Here is a 19,164-nt window from a genome sequence, read left to right on the forward strand (position 1 = left end):
GTTATCACCCTTAGTTAAGGTTCCTGCGGCGAGAAGCCTCTTTTATCTTCTTAACACATTGATAGGAAGTGTCATCGTCTGTCCATTTAAGTTTACAGTTACACTAGATCCATTCAATCCAATATATTTATAACCTGAAATATCCATTGAATTTGATGTGTAATTTTCTCCTGAATGAGCGCCATTTGGATACGTTAAAGTATTATCTGGCACGATATCTTTGCCTGTAAAGTAATCAATATGTCTAACATTGACTAAAGCATCAACATCCCTTGCATAGTAAACCGTATATTCTTGGTCAGCACCTTGATAGTTTGTTGATTTCATTTCAACTTTGTTCAAATCAGAATTAGCATCATTTCTAACAACATGATAACCTGTAATTTCTGGATTCTTAACTTCTTTGAAATTAGCATTTTGATCGTCTGCATTATGCCAAGCATTAGGATCATCCACTGATAAGCCATCATTTTCATTATGGTACATCACTACCGATTTACCATTTCGAGTTACTTGAACAAATACAATTGGATCAGCCTGATAATCACTGGCTAATGGTAGATTTGTTCTTTCTTCTACATAATGAATTGTCTCATTAACGGGAGATTTGATAATTTGAAAATCTGTTGGAACATACACATAAGTTACAGTCCCGTTGTCGCCCTTTATTAAATCACCACTAGCAGGCAAACTAGACTCTACGCCCTTAACATTAATAGGAATTTTTGTTCCTTTAACGTCTATAGTTTGACCATTCAAAGCCACATATTTATATCCAGTAATATTCATTGGGTTAGTAGTATAAGTGCTGCCAACAATTGCTCCATTTGAATAAGTCAGAGTATTATCAGTTGCAATATCTTTTCCAGTGAAATAATCAATATGACGAACTTGAACTGAAGCATCGTTATCCTTTACATAATAAACAGTAATTTCTTTATCCTTATCGCCAAAGAAAGTTCCTTTGGATTCAACTGCTGTCAAATCAGCTTGTGAAACACCATTTTCTTCAACACTTTGAATTTTATAACCATCAATTGCTGGGTTTACAACTTCTTCAAACGAGCCATTATTACTTACACTCCAAGTAGTTTGGTCTGTACTAGATCCATCCTTATCGTTATGATAGAGCGTGATTGTCTTACCGGCTTTAGTTCCTTTAACAAAAGTGATTTCTGGTGCCTTATAATCTGTAGCAATCGTTTCACCAGTGTCCGCATCAACGTAATGAATTGTTTCGTTTACATTACTCTGTTTAATAGCATTATTAACATCAATTTTATCAGGGATTGGCATATAAACATAAACTACAGTTCCGTTGTTTCCTTCTTGTTGCATCTCTCCCATAGCAGGAATGCTATTCTCAACAGCTTTGCCCGTTTCTTTATCAATTACCTTAATAGGAAGGGAGACACTTTGTCCTTGAGCAGTTATTGTTGCTGTTGTTCCATTTAGTCCCACATAATAATATCCAGGAATATCCTTAACAGCTGTTTGATAAGTCCCTCCAACGGAGGCACCATTAGGGTAGCTGACTGTGTCTTCAACCAAATCCTTACCTGTAAAGTAATCAATATGTCTAACATTTACTGATGCAGCCTTAGTGAACTCCAAACTGTCCAGTCTAAATTGATGCTTATTCTTATTGCCACCAGTTGATGAAGTAACACTCAAGGCTAATGAATCACCATAAGATGTGGGCACTGCGCTATTCCATACTAAGGTACCTTTACTATTATCAGCATAACTAATTTTTATTTCCCGATTGTCGGCTGTATACGCAATTGTAAAGTCATGAAATTTGTTGTCCAAATCACTAGCACTTAAAGCCTTAACAGATTTGGCATTAGTTTCAGCCCACCATTTTAATTTACCTAAATAATTGTTATTCTTTTTGAAAGGCTATATAGTTGTCACGAAAGCACCAAATTGAGTCGAGTTGGTCGGATCGGCAGCCCAACCAAAATCATTTGAATTATTGTAATCTATCTCTGCATTATTTTGGGAACTATTAGGTGCCTGATAGTTATTATGATAAGTATCAAGTTTGAATCCAAGGGCATTTTGCAAACCACCAATACCCATATTGCCACCAGCATTACCGAGATCACCGGTATTCCCGTTATGGAAAGCAAAGCCCATTCCATCGGCTCCACCTTTACTTTGCGTTTTATTTCCTAGATTGACTCCACCTTTAAGAGTAAAGTCTTGGCTCAAATCAATTTTTTCATTTAGTGTGAAATTACCAATTTTATTATTTTGGTCAGGTGTTAACGTAACAACTCCTGATTTTTGATCATAGGTAGCAGTCCCATTAGTTGTGAAATAATCATTGAAATTATCCTTATTTACATTCGTAACTTGATTGTTGCCATCAGCTTTAGTTACCGGTGTTGCTTGTGGTTTGGAAACTGAAGCATCTGATACATTATTATCATTTTCCTGTTCTGATGCATCAACATTTTGTGTCGTACTATTTGCTGATGTAGCTGCTTTTAACTGTGTTTCCTCAGGTACTTGCTTTTCCGTAGTTTTTGTATCGGAATTTAGTGCAGTTGTTGCAGGTTTATCTGAAATTACTGTAGATGCTGCTTTGGTCGCAACGCTACTTGTAGTACTATTCGTAGCACTATTTTGTAATTGAGAGACCTCTGTAGAATCATTATCAACGTAACAAGCGGTACTAATTTTTTAATATGTCCAAATTGAAAACCCTTCGGTTCAAAATATAACGTAAGTCAATAGTGAATTCTTAAGTAGTCGGTCTCGTACATAGATTTTTTTCATAATTTCCCCCAATATTACTTCATCTAAAACCGACTTGAGTATAACAATGGTTAATAAATTTGTGAATAATATTCTCACAAATATTATTATTTAATTTTAATAAATTATTCATTTATATTTTTATTTTAATAACATCAAATTATGTAATAAATTAACGTCTTTTTTGGATTTTACAAAAAAACACTCAAAAAGATAGCAAAGGTCTAGACAAATTACAACGAATTATCCAGACTAAAATATTTAAATAAGTCATCATTAAAAATGCGTAGTTTTCTCAAAGCTTTGGCTTCAATTTGACGAATTCTCTCACGAGTAACACCAAATACTTTACCAACTTCTTCAAGAGCTCTTGTTCACAATCCTTCAACGATGTCAACATAATCAATATTTTTTCCAAAACCAACTGACAAAGCATCTAGAACATTCTCTAGTTGTTCCTTCAATAGTTCGTAAGAAGCGTGATCTTCAGGACTTGTAGCATCAGAATCTTCAATAAAGTCACCTAGATGTGAATCATCCTCTTCACCAATAGGTGTTTCCAAAGAAACTCGGTCTTGAGCAATCTTCAAAATATCACGAACTTTACCAGTAGGCATATCCATTTCGGCACCAATTTCTTCAGGAAGTGGTTCACGACCTAAATCTTGAAGCAATTGACGCTGAATTCTGATCAACTTATTAATAGTTTCGACCATATGAACTGGGATACGAATTGTTCTGGCTTGATCGGCAATAGCACGCGTAATAGCCTGTCTAATCCACCATGTTGCATAAGTAGAGAATTTGAATCCTAATCTGTAATCAAATTTTTCAACAGCCTTCATTAGACCCATGTTACCTTCTTGAATCAAATCCAAGAATTGCATTCCACGACCAACATATCTCTTAGCAATGGAAACAACCAAACGAAGGTTAGCTTCAGCCAAAGCTTGTTTAGCTTCTTCGTCACCTTGTTCGATCTTCAAAGCAAGATCAACTTCTTGTTGAGCGTTAAGCAAAGGAACACGACCAATTTCCTTCAAATACATACGTACAGGATCATTAACCTTGATATCAGTTGGAGCTGTTGTATCGTTCTTCTTACTCTTCTTTTCTTCGCTCTTTTCCTTAAGAAGTGCAAGCTTACTTGGATTACCCTTGTCATCAACAACACCGATACCAACATCTTCCAATTCACTGATGAAGTTATTTAGAGCTTCACCCTTCAACTTGTAAGGTTTGATAATCTTTTCTTGTAAGTCATCTTCGGTAATCTTACCAGTTTTCTTAAGATCCTTGATGAGCTTCTTTGTAGCAGTTTTTAATTCTTTTGATACTGTTGTTTTCTTTGTTGCCATATATTATATTCCTCCAGTATGCTTAATTGCTAAGAATTCTTCTAACCTCAATCAATTGCTTAGTTAAATCTAACTGCAATTTATTGTCACCGACCATCGCCGCCTTTTTAAGTTGTTCATTAATTTCTTTAATCTGCTCTTCCAAACTGGAATTCTTAATATTGCCGATATAATCCTCAATTTCTTGATCATTATATTCTTCCGGCATATTCATCATTTCCAAATCAGCTAACAAATTCTTATCATCATTATCCAAAACATTCATGAAATCAGAAATATTGATTTCTTCTTCCGTATCGTCTGAATCGACATAAGATAACAAACTATCAAAAATACGTTGATAACTCTGATGGATAAATTTGAATCCATCACCTTTAAGATTGATACGAACTTCAGGATAATTAATTGCCCAATATAGTAGGTAGCGCTCTGATTTCTCCAAACGATCATACTTGGGCTTAACACTTGAAGTTACTTTCTCTAAAGCTCTCTGTTGAACATCTTTATAATTGTTGGCTGGCTCCTTAATTGCTTGTTGTCGACGCAAGGCATCCAATTCCTTATTGATTGCCTCTTTGGAAACACCCATTTCGTCAGCAACCCGACCAACATACATATCGATTTCAACCGGTGATTGCAACTTAACTATCTCATGCAAAGATTGGTTTAAAAACTCTAACTGATCATGTTCGTTATTTAGATTATAGTTACGTTTAAAGTAATTCAGAATAAACGAAATCGGTGTCTGTACACCATTATTAGTTAAATTCTGAAACTTCTCATTACCCTCACTACGGATAAACTCATCCGGATCCTTCTTATCAGGAATACTGATAACACCGTAGGTGAAACGATCATCATTCATCTGGGTCAAAGCTCGATAAGTAGCCTCAACTCCTGGATCATCACCATCGTAACAAACATTAATTTGATTAGTTAAACGACTTAAAGTATATAACTGATCATCCGTCAAACTAGTACCCATTGAAGCCACACCATTGGTGACACCAGCTTTATAGGCACTAATGACATCCATGAATCCTTCAAATAAAATCACATTACTTTTTTCACGAATCTCTTTTTTGGCATTGTTCAAATTGAACAACGTTTTCCCTTTATTAAAGATCGGCGTTTCCGGACTATTCAGATACTTAGCTGTCGAGGCAGTTTTATCTAAAATACGGCCAGAAAAGGCAAAAATATTTCCAGAATCATCAGACTACCATCAATTTCATATTCTTAGAAATCGATCAAATAATTGTCCCTCTTGATTCTCAGCAAACAATCCTGATTTTCTCAAGATATCTTCACTGACATCCCGTCCCTTAAAGAATTGCAATAAGAGATCGTTATTATTTGGAGCATAACCGATATTAAAAGTTTGGATTAAATCTTCACCCAAATCACGATTATTCAAATACTTCAAAGCTTGTGTACCATTTTCTGTTTAAAGTGATAATTACATAATATATTTACAAAATTGAACACTACATTGATGAGATATAGCATTTTAATTTTCTAATTTTGGCGTACTTGCTTGGTACTGATCGGGTACAGAAATGTTTCCCATTTGAGCGACTTCAATTATAGCTTCCGGGAAAGTCTTATTCTCAATTTCCATAATGAAAAAATTATTATCTAAATATTTTTAAAGATTTCCATCAGTTGTTTTAGAATCTGATTCCCCTACAGAGAATGAAGGAGTTCTTTCTTCATGAAACGGGCAAAGTCCAAACAAATTTTTACCGGATTTTTTCAGCTGTACATACTTACTAATCACATCAACAATATTAGTCTTTGAAGTAACCTCATCGATGAATTCCTGAGGAATTCGTGTTGCCATAGCATACACCTCCTCACAGAATATTTATAAGACAGGCACACAATTTAACACATCCATTTCAAGAAAACAAACATGTTGAACTGCTCACTAACGACCTAGGAATAAAAAAGTGCTCCCACAAAAAAGTGCAAACTGGGACCACTAGTCGTTTGTGAGGCAATGATCATAAAATGATTTTCTTAAATGTCACGTGATTAACCTATTTAATATGATAATCATTTTTTGTAGAAAAATTTCAAATAAAAAAATCACGCCACCAAAGACATGATTATTAATTTTGATTTCTATATATGAGTTCTTCTTTTAGAAGGTTTCTACCTAATGCTTTTCTATTTTCTATTCTTCTTAACTTTCTATTTCGTGCGCGTATCCGACTTCTTTTACCTAAGGACTTAGGACCAAGCCGTACAAGTACTAATCTATCTGGAACAGAAAGTTTATTTTTATCCGGTGCAATCATTGCATATCCAGTAGCCCCCAGCACGGTCATTTCAGTAATAACGTTTCTTTGCTTTTCAAAATTTTGAGATAAATTTGAATCAACAATATCTATATTATCTTCTACAAATTTTTCTAAATCAGTATTTTCTATTTCATTTATGATTTGTTTTTCATTTTCATTCCATCTCATAATAAATTACACCTCCTCAATTTAATCTATTATTTCATAATACATGGAACTCTTTTTTATTACTTCGTTGTCTTTAATACATAGTTCCGCTGAATTTGGAAGTCCCGTTATATAAATATTGACATCTGTCAGGTTATTTTGACTTAATTTATATATTCCTTGAATTTTATCTACTTTTTTATTTTTTACAAGCCAGATTATAAACAAATCCAAAATTGCTCCGTCAAGTTTTGATGCAAATCCATCATTATTATACTTGGATCGTAATGTTTTTATTACCTGAGATGTTTTAGACCAAAACGCTCTGAAAATTTTGATTGTATTAATATCCGTAAAATCTAAAATATAGTCATTTGATTCTATTTCAAAGCCTAGAACTGCAAGTCTTTCCTTAGTCCAACTGTTTCTTCTTTTGGTGAATAAAACTGCACTAATATAATCATCCACAAAACAATAAATTCCTAATCCTAAAGACCCAGGATTATAATTCTTACGACCAATTATATTATTCTTACCTGGAATTTTACCTAATAAAAAGCCATTTTTCATAATTCTTTTTGCATTACCAAATGTTGTTCCATGATAGCATCTTTCTATATTCATTTGCAAAAACCAACCATTATTCAATTTAATATTTTCAAAATAACATTTGACTATTATTTGAACAACAAAAGAAGGCAAATTTTTTAATAAATAAAGTTTCATACATATATTAATTAATTCTAAAAAAAGCTCCCAATATTCCAACGAATATTGAGAGCTTAATTTTTTATATAAAACTATTTTGTAACGATCTTAGAAAGGTCACCAAGCTTAGCAATCAAATTGTTAGCAATAACTAATTGTGTCAAACGGTTATTCTTAACTTTTTCATCTTTAGCCATAATCATATTCTCATCGAAGTATGAATCAATTGTTGGACGTAGAGCTGCCAATTGTTTGAATAAATCCTCAGCATTCTCGTCACTAACTTCAGCAACTTGTTCTTTTAACTTAGCTTCTGATGGATTTTCAAACAATGAATCATCAACTGTCAAATCGTCTGAATAGCCAAACTTAGCTTTCTTAGATAAGTTAACAATTCTACCCAATGCTTCCATGACAACTTTGAAGTCATCATCAGAAATATGATTTTGTAGCACTTTGGCAACGTCAATCATAGCAATCGGATCTACATTTGAACCACCAGCAACAGCATCAATAATATCTCCACGAACATCTTGTTGTTTCAATAGTTGACGTACACGATCGATCATGAAGTCATCAATATCTTTTTCATGTTTGCTTAGGTCTAATTTAGCAGGAACTGTTAAGTTAGCTTTTAAGTAATCTTGAAGGTCATTCAAGTTCAATGACCATTGATATTGATTAAGAATTCTAACGATACCATAAGCTTGACGACGCAATGCGTATGGATCATTTGAACCACTAGGAATTAAATCAACTGCATAGAAAGTAACTAACGAATCTAATTTATCAGCAATGGCTAAGGCTGCACCAACTTTACTTGCAGGCACTTCACCTTCAGCTGAAATAGGCATGTAGTGTTCACGAACAGCATGAGCAACAGCTTCTGTTTCGCCCATAATTTCAGCATACTTTTCACCCATAACACCTTGTAGTTCTGGGAATTCATCAACCATGTTTGTTACTAGGTCAAATTTATAAATGTCACTGGCACGTAGCAAATCTTTAGTTTCATTTTCATCTAGTTTGAATAATTTAGCCAAATGTTCTGCAATTTGGTGAACACGAGCCATTTTTTCATACATTGTACCGATTTTAACGTGGAAGTTAACTGACTTAAGTTTTTCAACATAATCAGCAATTGTCTTCTTTTGATCTTCTTTAAAGAAGAAATCAGCGTCTTCTAGACGAGCAACAAGAACTTTTTCATTACCACGAATAACATTTTCAATATGTTCTGTATTACCATTTCTAACACCGATAAAGTAAGGAGCCAATTTTCCACTTTGGTCACGTACATAGAAGTATCTTTGGTTATCCTTCATTGAAGTGATTAGAACTTCTTCAGGAATTTCCAAATATTTCTTATCGAATGAGCCGTAGAAAGTTGTTGGGAATTCAACTAGATTATTAACTTCTTCCAATAGATCAGCATCAACATCAATATCCCAGTTATTGTCTGTAGCAATTTTACTAATTTGGTCAGAAATAATTTGTTTACGTTCTTTAGCATCAACTATAACAAATTGTGATTTTAATTTTTCAACATAGTTCTTAGCGTCATCGATTTCAACATCTTCACCCAAGAATCTGTGTCCACGAGTCATACGTCCAGAAGTAATATCAAGAATCTTAACTGGTACTTCTTCTGTATCAAGTAGAGATACCAACCAGTGAATTGGACGGATATATTCGAAATCATATGAACCCCAACGCATTCTTGTAGGGAATGTGATAGCTTTAATAACTTCATCCATATGGCTCAATACATCTTCAACTTTTTGACCATCTTCATGTTTTTGAATATAGGCGTATTCAACACCCTTTAATTCTTCAAATGGTCGGTGGTATCGTTACACCTATGTCACTTATCTACATTGGTATTATCTTAGCTGATGCTGGTTTGAAATCTATCAAATTTGACCGTGATATGGACCCTTAGCTTTGACATCGATATCAGTTTGTTTATCAGCAATACCTTTAACTAGGATTGTCAATCTTCTAGGAGTAGAAAATTTTTCAATTGAATCAAAAGAAATACGATTTTCTTTAAGGAATTTCTCTGCCCTTTGAGCAAATTGATTAACACTCTTAGTTACAACATGGGCTGGCATTTCTTCCAATCCAATTTCTAATAAGTAATTTTTAGTCATTTTCGTTCTCCTTTGCTTGACTGTTTGCTAGAAGTGGGAAGCCACGTTTCTTTCTTTCCTCAACAAAGGCTTTAGCAACCTTATGAGCCATCTTTCTAATACGTGATAAGAAAGCAGCACGTTCAGTAACAGAAACAGCACCACGAGCATCTAACAAGTTAAATGTATGTGAACACTTCAAGATGTAATCATAAGCCGGGTGAACCAAACCTAGATCCATCAAACGGTTAGCTTCTTTTTCATATTCATCAAAAAATTTGAAAAGCATATCTTGATTACTTTCTTCAAATGAATATTTTGAATGTTCATATTCTGGTTCTTTAAAGATATCACCGTACAAAACACCGTCGCCCCATTCAAGATCATAAACAGAGTTTACATCTTGGATGTATGATGCTAGACGTTCAACACCATAAGTGATTTCACTAGTTGTTGGATGACATTGAAGTCCACCGACTTGTTGGAAGTATGTAAATTGAGAAACTTCCATACCATCAAGCCAAACTTCCCAACCAACACCGGCACAACCCATTGATGGGTTTTCCCAGTTATCCTCAACGAAACGAATATCATGTTCTAGTGGTTCAATACCTAAAGCACGTAATGAATCCAAATAATACTCTTGAATGTTTTCTGGAGCTGGTTTCATAACTACTTGGAATTGATGATGTTGGTATAAACGGTTAGGGTTTTCACCATAACGACCATCAGCTGGACGTCTTGATGGTTCAACGTAGGCAGCATTCCATGGTTCTGGTCCAATTGCACGTAAAAATGTGTATGGACTCATTGTTCCGGCACCTTTTTCTGTATCATATGCTTGCATTAACATGCAGCCCTTACTACCCCAAAATTTTTGAAGAGTAAGAATCATATCTTGTATATTTAACTTCTTAACCATGTTTTCTCCCTTCAGGCAAAACACAAAAAAATCCCTTGCAGTGTACACTTAGGCACTCTCTGCAAGGGACGATTATTCGCGGTTCCACCCTAATTCAGGACAAAGTCCTGCTCTTTTATATTCAAATGAAAATTATACGCCATAAATCTTAGTCAGGGCTTCCACCATCCCCTGTCGCTGTTTTCACATTTACAAATATAACCATTTTCATAAAGATTGTCAATTGGCTAAAAGCGCCAACGCTTCATTTTATCGATAAAAGTTTTACTTTTAGGATAATATCCAACTGTCCCCAAATAAATAGCATCAATCGCATGTTGGATCAAATCTTTATTATTTTCTTTAATTTCAATTTTACCAACTTGATCTAAATTGATTTTACTGAACAAACGTAGAAAACAAATGATTCGTTTTGGAATATGCAAACGATGAATATCGTTATCAAAGTGATTTGAACAAATTAATCCACCTAAAAGGACGGAAAAATCAAAGACACCTTCAGTTTCACCGCCAACCACACAAGCATCCATATTGGGTTTAACTCCAAAAGCATCCAACAATTTCATTTGCATGATATTGACAATGATCTGCGCATCATAGCCATTATCAATGTACAGCAGAGCTTTAAAGAGTTCTCGATACCAATTATCTGGTACAGGATCATCAATAAAAGCTTCATGATACAAGTCAAATAGAAAAGTAGCGTAGGCGTTCAATTCAATGTCTTGTACGATCTCATCAAATTGTTTGATATTACTAGCTGAATTCAAATATGACAAACCATCATCTCGAACTACACCTGAGTATTCACCATACGAAAAGGTAATCACTGAACCTGATATTTTTGATTTAGAGTTTTGCGTACTACGAACCAAAAAATTTCAAATGAGTACACTTTGAAGATGTTCCAAAGCTTGCTTTCCATCTAACTTATAACGATGACGTCGTACAACAATTCCGAAGAAATTAGTTGCCGTTTGATGCATTAATTATTCAAGTCCTTCAATGAATAGCCAGCACTAGCTAAAAAGGCTGGATCATCACGCCAATTTTTCTTAACACGTACCCAAAGTTTCAAATTGATCTTCTCACCTAACAAATGTTCAATCTTAATACGTGAACCAAATGCTGACAGCCATAAACCCTGAAGATGCACCTGTACCGCAAACCAATATTGCCTTTAAACTCATATTCTCTCCTAAATTGACAATTGAAGTTTACCGGCAGCACTACGTTGATTCATCGATTCAACTACAACCGCAATTGAATGAGGAATTTCATCACGTGTATCTTCCAAAATCTTTTCACGAATCAATTCGCCAACAATAAAGTATTCTGGGTGATCAGTGATTTGGTCATCAGCATAATATTGTGGTCCAACTGGCAAAGCCTTTGTCAAAGAATCAATCAAATCATCAACATTGTTACCATTAGTTGCGGAAATTGGAATAACTTCAGCAAAATCCATCAAATCTTTGTATTCGTCGATTTGTGGCATCATTTCATCAGGATTGATCAAATCAATCTTGTTTAGAATCAAGAAAACTGGAGCCTTAACTTTCTTTAATTCTTCGATGATAAATTTATCTCCAGGACCGGCTTGTTCTCCAGCTTCTGTCATGAATAGTACAGCATCAACTTCTTTAAGAGCTGAAATGGCAGCCTTATCCATATTCATGATATATTTGTTTTCATTATTCATAATTCCTGGTGTATCCAAGAAAATAATCTGACGTTCATCATCAGTAAAAATCCCTTGAATCTTATTACGTGTTGTTTGTGCTTTAGGTGATGTAATAGCAATTTGTTCTTTAATAATACGATTCATAAATGTTGATTTACCAACATTTGGACGTCCAATAATTGCTACAAAACCCGATTTATAATTTTTATTATCCATATTAATTCATATCCTCATCACTGAATGCTAGTGGCAAAATTTCTTTGAAAGTATATTTCTTACAGTCATTACGATTATTAGCTAAGAAAACAATATCATCTGGTCCCATAAATTCACTCATCACTTGACGACAAGCTCCACAGGGTTTTGATATCTCTTTGGTCCCATTAGTGATTACGATTGCCTTAGCCTTCTTAGCACCTTCAGAAACAGCCTTAAAGATAGCTGTCCTTTCAGCACAATTAGTTAAACCAAATGAAGCATTTTCGATGTTAACACCAGAATAGATTTTGTCGTTATCACAAAGAATTGCTGCGCCAACCTGATAATGAGAATAAGGAGCATAAGCATTTTGCATAGCCTTATCAGCAACATCAAATAGCTGTTGTTCGTTAATTTCCACTAGTTTCAGTCTCCTTTTTGTATTTCTACTATGTTTATAATACAAGAGATTAGGCAAACTAAAAAGTAAAAGCTCACTTATTTTTTCAAAAATAAGAGCAGGCAATCAAAATACGATTACCTGCTCTCAATTTTATTTTTCTAAACCGTAAGCACCCAAAATCTTTTCTTGTAAACCAATCATGACTTTCTCGTCTTCTTTCTTGATATGGTCATAGCCATTCAAGTGAAGAATTCCATGCACAATTGTATAACCCAATTCACGATCAAATGAATGTTCATAGTCTTTAGCGTGTTCCGCTACAATCTCAGTACTAATAAACAAATCACCTAAATCAACTGGTAAATCAGGAATTTGATTTTCTAGATAGTCTAGTGAATCCTCACCATCATTAATGGCAAAACTAATAACATCAGTCGCACGATCAACATTACGATACTCTTTATTAATATCATGAATACCATCTTTAGTTACAAAATGAATTGATAGTTGTGTATTTTCCTTTAATTCCAATTGATTAAAAGTAAATTGAACAATATCTTTCACCCAATTTTCTCTATCTTTGTCGATCAAATTATCATCATTAAAAATTTCTAAGTCCATAATAATTCCCCAATATTATTTTTCTTTTTTATCTGAATCCTCATAAGCGTCAATAATTTCAGCAACAACTGGATGTCTAACAACATCAGCTGATGTGAAGTTAACAAATTCAATATGTGGCAAATTCTTCAAAACTGATTGTGCTTGGATCAAACCACTACGAGTATGACCAGGTAGATCAATTTGAGAAATATCACCATTTACAATCATTTTAGAATCAAACCCTAAACGTGTTAAGAACATTTTCATCTGTTCTCTAGTAGTATTTTGAGCTTCATCCAAAATAACAAATGATTCATCCAGTGTACGGCCTCTCATATAAGCCAATGGTGCAACTTCAATCACACCTCTTTCAAGCAAGCGACTAGTGTGGTCAGACCCTAGAATGGCATACAAGGCATCGTAGATAGGTCTCATGTATGGATCAACCTTTTCTTTAAGATCACCTGGTAAAAATCCTAAGCTCTCTCCGGCTTCGACAGCGGGTCTAGTAAGGATGATTCTTTGAACTTTACCTTGTTTCAAGGCTGCCACAGCCATAACAACGGCTAAATAAGTTTTACCAGTACCAGCAGGTCCAATACCAAAGGTAATGTCATTGTGATTAATGGCATTGACATACTGTCTCTGACCAAAATTACGTACACGAACTGGCTTGCCACTGAAATCTTTGATCAACTCATCTTTATATAAGTCGCCAAAATAATCCAGCGTACCACGTTCGTCCATCTTTAGACCGCTTACAACATCAGCTGACCCTAGAGTCACACCACTGTTGACTAATTCCATGAATTTATTTAAAAGATTAACGGCATGCTTAACATTGTCCTCTGCACCCGTAACATCTAATCGATCGCCAAAGGCATGGATTTCAACACTTAATCCTTCTTCAATTAAATGTAAGTTGCTATCATTTACGCCAAAAAGACTGATTGCGTTTTGAGGATTCTTAATTTGAATGCTTTCTTTACTTTGTTCAACTTTTTCTGTCAATAAAAACGAACCTCCATCTTACTTTGAATGATATCACAAAGCTGAATTTTTTTGACAAAAAAAAGGTTAAAACAATTTAAATTGTTTTAACCTTAAAAGAAACTATTAACGACGTTTCTTGTTGCGCTTGCGAGCAGCCTCTGACTTTAACTTTCTCTTGACACTTGGCTTTTCGTAAAACTCACGTTTTCTATATTCTTGAAGTGTACCACTCTTTGAAACAGAACGTTTGAATCGACGAAGAGCATCATCAAGCGACTCGTTTTCACGAACGACGGTTTTTGCCATATGATAATCCCTCCTTCCGCATTCTAACGTAACTGTCTATTGCTCTTGCAGTTCATATGTTATTATAACAAAAAGAAGATAATGTTCAAATATTTTTTTAAATTTTTTTGGAGGAATTTATTATGAAAGAGAAATTAAACGTCTTCGTTCTATCTGATGGTGTCGGTGAAACGGCTCTGAGAGTTGCTAAAGCGGCATTTGCGCAATTCCCCAACATGGATACAACTTACACTAAATATCCATTCGTAAAAAATAATCCGCAGCTAGAAAACATCCTAAATTTAGCAAAAAAGAAGCAAGCGGTCATTTTACACACAATTGTCTCAACCGAAATTTGTAATGTCATCAATGAATTTTGTCAGGATAATCATATAGTTTATTATGATATTCTAAATCCAATCATTGGTACTTTCTCTCAAATGGTTCATCAAAAACCCTTGCGTAAAAAAGGACTCTTACATGAATTGGATAAAGATTATTTTGACATGATCTCCGCTATGGAATTTACTGTAACTAATGATGACGGTCAGAATCCTAAAGGTTTCTTAGAAGCTGACTTAGTTCTTCTAGGTATCTCCAGAACCTCTAAAACACCCCTATCACTCTATCTCGCTAATAAAAACATCAAGGTAGCTAATTTACCTATAGGTCCCTCATTAGCCATCCCAGACGAACTATGGGCCGTTGATTCACATAAGATAGTTGGATTAACTAATGATATGAATGTTTTGCAAAAAATTCGTCGTCAAAGAATGATTGCTTACGGCTTAGATGCCAACACTACTTATTCTGAAGAAGACGAAATTCAAAAAGAATTAGACTACTCAAATAAAATTTACGAAAAATTGGGCTGTCCTGTGATCAATGTAGCCGATCGTTCAATTGAGGAAACCGCTGCTATTATCATGGAACAATTAAATTTTAATGGATATAAGAAGAGCTAACTCAAATGAGTTAGCTTTTTTAATTGTTCTGAATTAATTTCTCTTTCATTTCTGGATCAAATCTACCCGCACGAAGCATTTCAATCTCTGGCTTGAAAGGTGCGATTCCCTTTTTATCATTCTCATCTTTTTTTACATAAGGTGTTTCCATGATTTTAGGGACACTTTCCAGTTGTGGATGATGAGCTACATAATTCAAGGCATCGAAACCAATTGTTCCAAAGCCAATGTCTTCATGACGGTCTTTATGAGAACCACGTTCATTCTTAGAATCATTTAAATGAATCACTGACAACTTGTCCAAACCGATAATATGATCGAATTCATTCAAAACACCATCAAAATCATTTTTAATGTCGTATCCGGCATCACTCATGTGACAAGTATCCATTGTGACGGACAACTTATCATTTTGAACACAATTATCAAAAATTTGTGCAATTTGTTCGAAACTAGTACCGACCTCTGTTCCTTTGCCGGCCATTGTTTCAATTGCTATGGAAACTTTTTGATTAGGGTCAATTGCTTCGTTCAAAGCTTGTCCAATTTGTTTAAGCGCAATATTCGGACCTTGTTTCAAATGTGCTCCCGGATGAAAACTCAATGCCTCAATACCTAAAGCATCAGCACGTTTTATTTCATCGTGCATAAAGGAAATTCCAAATTTAAGATTTTCCGGTTTTACCGTATTACCTAAATTAATAATATATGGGGCATGACCAATAATGTGATCAATTCCATAAAGTTTTAATAAACGTTGACCTTCTGGAATATTCATTTCTGAAATATCCTTACGACGCGTGTTCTGCGGTGCACCGGTAAAAATCATCATTGCATTAGCATCGTAACTATGTGCTTCTCTAGCAGAACCCGCTAGCATTTTAGGTGCCTTCATGGCAACATGTGAACCAATTATCATTTAAATTTCTCCCTCTTTAACAAATCAAACAAGTTAGATTCTATACCTTATTGTTCCCACATTAAAACACAAGCACTGAACCTAACACAAAAAATAATATTTTAAGACGATTCTATACTATGTGTACCAGGCATAAAAAGTAATAACATTAAAAATGTTTCAGTTGAGGATTTCAGATTCAACGAAATAGAACATCATCGTAAGTTAAAGAACCAAAGATACTCAATTACTGACATAAAGGTCTTAAACACTACTCGTAAGGGTCCAATCTAAGATTGTCGAATAATTACCGTTCAATGCATACTTATCATTATTCATATTTAGTAAAACACCATGATACTCATCCCATTTCAAATCATTGGTTCCCACACCAATTTTTCCATCATAAACTTCGGTTGGTTCTGATGAAAGGACATTATCATTATCATTACCATTACCCTTAAAGATCAGTACATTATTTAAAGTATTTGTGTTATCAGAAATATCTGTCAGAGGCCTTTCCATTGAAACTGATAAAGATGCCTGCATAGCTTCTTCTGGATAATTATCATTCATGATCTCTATAGAAAATTCATTCGTCTTTCGATGAACTAAGCCTGAATAGCTTGAAACACTTCCGAACTCTATGTCAGGCACCTTCAAAGATACGTCAATTTTAGGTTGTTGTTGCCAAACATAAGTTACGGCAGGACTTCCAGGTGAAGAGAATTTCTTCATAATTGCCTCATTAGTTATCAAATCACCGACTGGTACATGATCAGTACCCCCATTTACTTTATCTACCTCTTGCCATCTATCACTATCTGCTTTACAAGATGTACCCGGAATAGCCGTTCCTGAAACAGGTGCAGGGATTCCTGATGACGTCCGTAATACAACTTTTGGACCTAGTTCTATTTTCCAAAGGGAAGTGTCATTAGTAAAAATGTTATCAACATTACTATTTTCAGTTTCATTAGTTGAAACAGCATCGGCAACCGTGGCTGCTTTAATAGTATCGAAATTTGAAAGATCCAATGTTTCCAAACTGGTCATCGAATTAAACATAGAATTAAAATTTTTTGCATTAGAAGTATCCCAATTCTCTATTGGCAAATCCGTTAATGTTTTTGCGTTATAAAAGGTTTTGGAAAAATTTGTAACTTTTGAAACATCCCAATTTTGCAAAGGAATTGTTTTTGCACCACTAAATCCTGAAAACATTGAACTCATACTGGTCAATGAACTGGTATTCCAATTTTTTAAAAAATCAATATCAAATATTTCTGCGTCAGCAAACATATTATCCATTGATGTTACTTTGGAAGTATCCCAGTCGGCGATATTAAATTCACTAGTATCACTAAGATTGGTCCCTTTGAACATATAATTCATGCTAGTTACCGAGCTGGTATCAAAATCTCCAATTACCTTCTTTAAATTACTTGCACCGATAAAAAGATAATCCATTGACTTAATACTAGATGTATCATATTTAGACAAATCAATAGTCTTAAAACTCGTAAAACTAAACATTCCTGCCATGTTTGTAACCTTGTCGGTTACCAATGTTTGATACCCTTTTAAATTATCCTCATTCAATAAACGAGAGTTATAAAACATATACCCTACATTGGAAAGACTATTTGTTTTCCATTTAGAAATATCGAGTCCCGTTAAATTAGAATTTCCCGAAAACATATAACTCATATCTTTGACATTAGAAACATCCCAATTTTCAAGAAAAGATAAATCAGTCTCTTTAGTATTACTAAACATACTACTCATACTAGTTACTTTTGATGTATTCCAATCAGCAATATTCTTCACTTTATCAATGTTATTATCACCTGAAAACATACCATTCATTTTGGTTACACTGGAAATATCCCAATTGCTTAAATCTAATGAATCAAAAACTGTATTTCTAAACAAATAATTCATTGTATTTACTTTTGAAACATTCCAGTTTTTAATCTCATTGGAATCGCTCTTTGTGAAATCAACACCAGAAAAAGTATAATTTAAGTTTATTACATTAGAAGTATCAAACTTAGATATATCCATACTAGTCAGTGACTTATCATTTATAAATAAATAGCTTATATCTGTACATTTTGAAGTATTCCAAGTATTCAAACCACTGATTTGAATTAGATTAGAGTCATTTCTAAAAAATGCTTTCAAGGTAGTAGCGTTAGAAACATCCAAATTTGTAACGTCAATAGTTTTAACATTAGTCAATCCCGAGAAGGGCCCATAATCCCCACTTGTACCTAAAATACTGACCCCTTTATCAACAGAAACACTAGTAATTGAACTAGCATACGAAATCCAACTTCCTTGACCATCTGCTAAAACTCCAGCATGAATTGTTAATTTACCATCACTATCAATATCCCACGTACAAGTACCATCTTTACCACTACTAACAATAGTAGTCGTTAACGGTGTGAATAATAAAGAAGTCGTACTTTTGTTAGTCGTAAAATCATTATTTATAGTCATCATTTTCTGAATGCCTATTGTGGTATCCGCCTTAACTGTTTGATTACTTTTTAAAAAAATTGCCGCCATAAAAAAAGTACTAATTAACACAAAAAACAATCGATAATTTACATTATAAATATTTATTTTCTTCCCAAAATAAAACATACAAATATCAATCCTTTCGTCATCAGAAGTATACAACATAAAGAATTATTTAATATCTCTTTTATAAAACATTTTGTAAGTGGCAAATATTTTATAAATTCCATTTTTATGTAGAAAATTTTCTACAAACAAAAATTTGTA

The 19,164-nt window shown here is 34.1% G+C and carries 15 protein-coding genes and 5 pseudogenes; 2 read left to right on the top strand and 18 right to left on the bottom strand.

The genetic code is table 11. From position 1 onward, the window contains the following. Positions 1-42: 42 nt before the first annotated feature. Together ATN92_RS09775 and ATN92_RS19825 are read right to left on the bottom strand one after the other, a co-directional pair. Positions 43-1,812, bottom strand: a complete 1,770-nt coding sequence (locus tag ATN92_RS09775; protein WP_158106693.1) for a MucBP domain-containing protein — start codon at positions 1,810-1,812, stop codon at positions 43-45. A 90-nt stretch (positions 1,813-1,902) separates the two neighbouring features. After that, positions 1,903-2,292: pseudogene (locus tag ATN92_RS19825) on the bottom strand (lectin-like domain-containing protein); the annotation flags it as partial. Between the two features lie 112 nt (positions 2,293-2,404). Here ATN92_RS19825 and ATN92_RS18840 point away from each other — a divergent pair. Then, a complete protein-coding gene (locus ATN92_RS18840) occupies positions 2,405-2,644 on the top strand; it encodes a hypothetical protein (protein ID WP_234032567.1) in 240 nt (79 codons plus the stop codon). Between the two features lie 355 nt (positions 2,645-2,999). Here ATN92_RS18840 and rpoD read toward each other — a convergent pair. From rpoD to rpsU, 14 genes and pseudogenes are all read right to left on the bottom strand, one after another. Then, positions 3,000-4,124, bottom strand: a pseudogene (gene rpoD / locus ATN92_RS09785) (RNA polymerase sigma factor RpoD). A gap of 22 nt (positions 4,125-4,146) precedes the next feature. Then, positions 4,147-5,181 carry a toprim domain-containing protein gene (locus ATN92_RS18845; protein ID WP_267901960.1) on the bottom strand — a complete coding sequence of 345 codons (1,035 nt, stop codon included), beginning with the start codon at positions 5,179-5,181 and terminating at the stop codon, positions 4,147-4,149. Positions 5,182-5,217: 36 nt separating this feature from the next. Then, positions 5,218-5,556 (bottom strand): annotated as a pseudogene (locus ATN92_RS18850) (DNA primase); the annotation flags it as partial. Positions 5,557-5,772: 216 nt separating this feature from the next. Beyond that, entirely contained in the window at positions 5,773-5,967 is a 195-nt protein-coding gene (locus tag ATN92_RS18855) for a CHC2 zinc finger domain-containing protein (protein ID WP_234032568.1), read from the bottom strand. Between the two features lie 271 nt (positions 5,968-6,238). Next, the gene (locus ATN92_RS09795; RefSeq protein WP_158106694.1) at positions 6,239-6,598 is read right to left on the bottom strand and encodes a hypothetical protein; all 360 of its coding nucleotides are present in this window, start codon (positions 6,596-6,598) and stop codon (positions 6,239-6,241) included. 21 nt (positions 6,599-6,619) lie between these two features. Further along, on the bottom strand, positions 6,620-7,201 hold the full coding sequence (locus tag ATN92_RS09800) for a hypothetical protein (RefSeq protein ID WP_156638753.1): 582 nt from the start codon (positions 7,199-7,201) through the stop codon (positions 6,620-6,622). A 176-nt stretch (positions 7,202-7,377) separates the two neighbouring features. Next, positions 7,378-9,438: pseudogene (gene glyS / locus ATN92_RS09805) on the bottom strand (glycine--tRNA ligase subunit beta). Then, on the bottom strand, positions 9,431-10,339 hold the full coding sequence (gene glyQ / locus ATN92_RS09810) for a glycine--tRNA ligase subunit alpha (protein ID WP_034544297.1): 909 nt from the start codon (positions 10,337-10,339) through the stop codon (positions 9,431-9,433). Before glyQ ends, glyS begins: the two are co-directional and overlap by 8 nt. Before the next feature lie 227 nt (positions 10,340-10,566). Further along, entirely contained in the window at positions 10,567-11,214 is a 648-nt protein-coding gene (recO, locus tag ATN92_RS09815) for a DNA repair protein RecO (RefSeq protein ID WP_234032569.1), read from the bottom strand. A 110-nt stretch (positions 11,215-11,324) separates the two neighbouring features. Beyond that, positions 11,325-12,239 (bottom strand): annotated as a pseudogene (gene era, locus ATN92_RS09820) (GTPase Era). Between the two features lies 1 nt (position 12,240). Next, positions 12,241-12,699, bottom strand: a complete 459-nt coding sequence (locus ATN92_RS09825; protein ID WP_476728487.1) for a cytidine deaminase — start codon at positions 12,697-12,699, stop codon at positions 12,241-12,243. A 75-nt stretch (positions 12,700-12,774) separates the two neighbouring features. Next, on the bottom strand, positions 12,775-13,245 hold the full coding sequence (gene ybeY / locus ATN92_RS09830; RefSeq protein WP_054642139.1) for an rRNA maturation RNase YbeY: 471 nt from the start codon (positions 13,243-13,245) through the stop codon (positions 12,775-12,777). Positions 13,246-13,260: 15 nt separating this feature from the next. Then, on the bottom strand, positions 13,261-14,238 hold the full coding sequence (locus tag ATN92_RS09835) for a PhoH family protein (RefSeq protein WP_056952646.1): 978 nt from the start codon (positions 14,236-14,238) through the stop codon (positions 13,261-13,263). 105 nt (positions 14,239-14,343) lie between these two features. Next, positions 14,344-14,526, bottom strand: a complete 183-nt coding sequence (rpsU, locus tag ATN92_RS09840) for a 30S ribosomal protein S21 (protein ID WP_010019742.1) — start codon at positions 14,524-14,526, stop codon at positions 14,344-14,346. A 122-nt stretch (positions 14,527-14,648) separates the two neighbouring features. Here rpsU and ATN92_RS09845 point away from each other — a divergent pair, with 122 nt between their 5' ends. Continuing rightward, positions 14,649-15,470: a pyruvate, water dikinase regulatory protein gene (locus ATN92_RS09845; RefSeq protein WP_056952648.1), complete on the top strand. Its 822-nt coding sequence runs from the start codon at positions 14,649-14,651 to the stop codon at positions 15,468-15,470. Positions 15,471-15,489: 19 nt separating this feature from the next. Here the strand turns inward: ATN92_RS09845 and ATN92_RS09850 are convergent, their stop codons facing one another. Both ATN92_RS09850 and ATN92_RS09855 read right to left on the bottom strand, forming a co-directional pair. Beyond that, positions 15,490-16,389, bottom strand: a complete 900-nt coding sequence (locus ATN92_RS09850; protein WP_056952650.1) for a deoxyribonuclease IV — start codon at positions 16,387-16,389, stop codon at positions 15,490-15,492. Positions 16,390-16,632: 243 nt separating this feature from the next. Beyond that, on the bottom strand, positions 16,633-18,879 hold the full coding sequence (locus tag ATN92_RS09855; protein WP_158106695.1) for a BspA family leucine-rich repeat surface protein: 2,247 nt from the start codon (positions 18,877-18,879) through the stop codon (positions 16,633-16,635). Between the last annotated feature and the right edge of the window lie 285 nt (positions 18,880-19,164).

It is taken from the genome of Companilactobacillus bobalius (genome assembly GCF_009764355.1).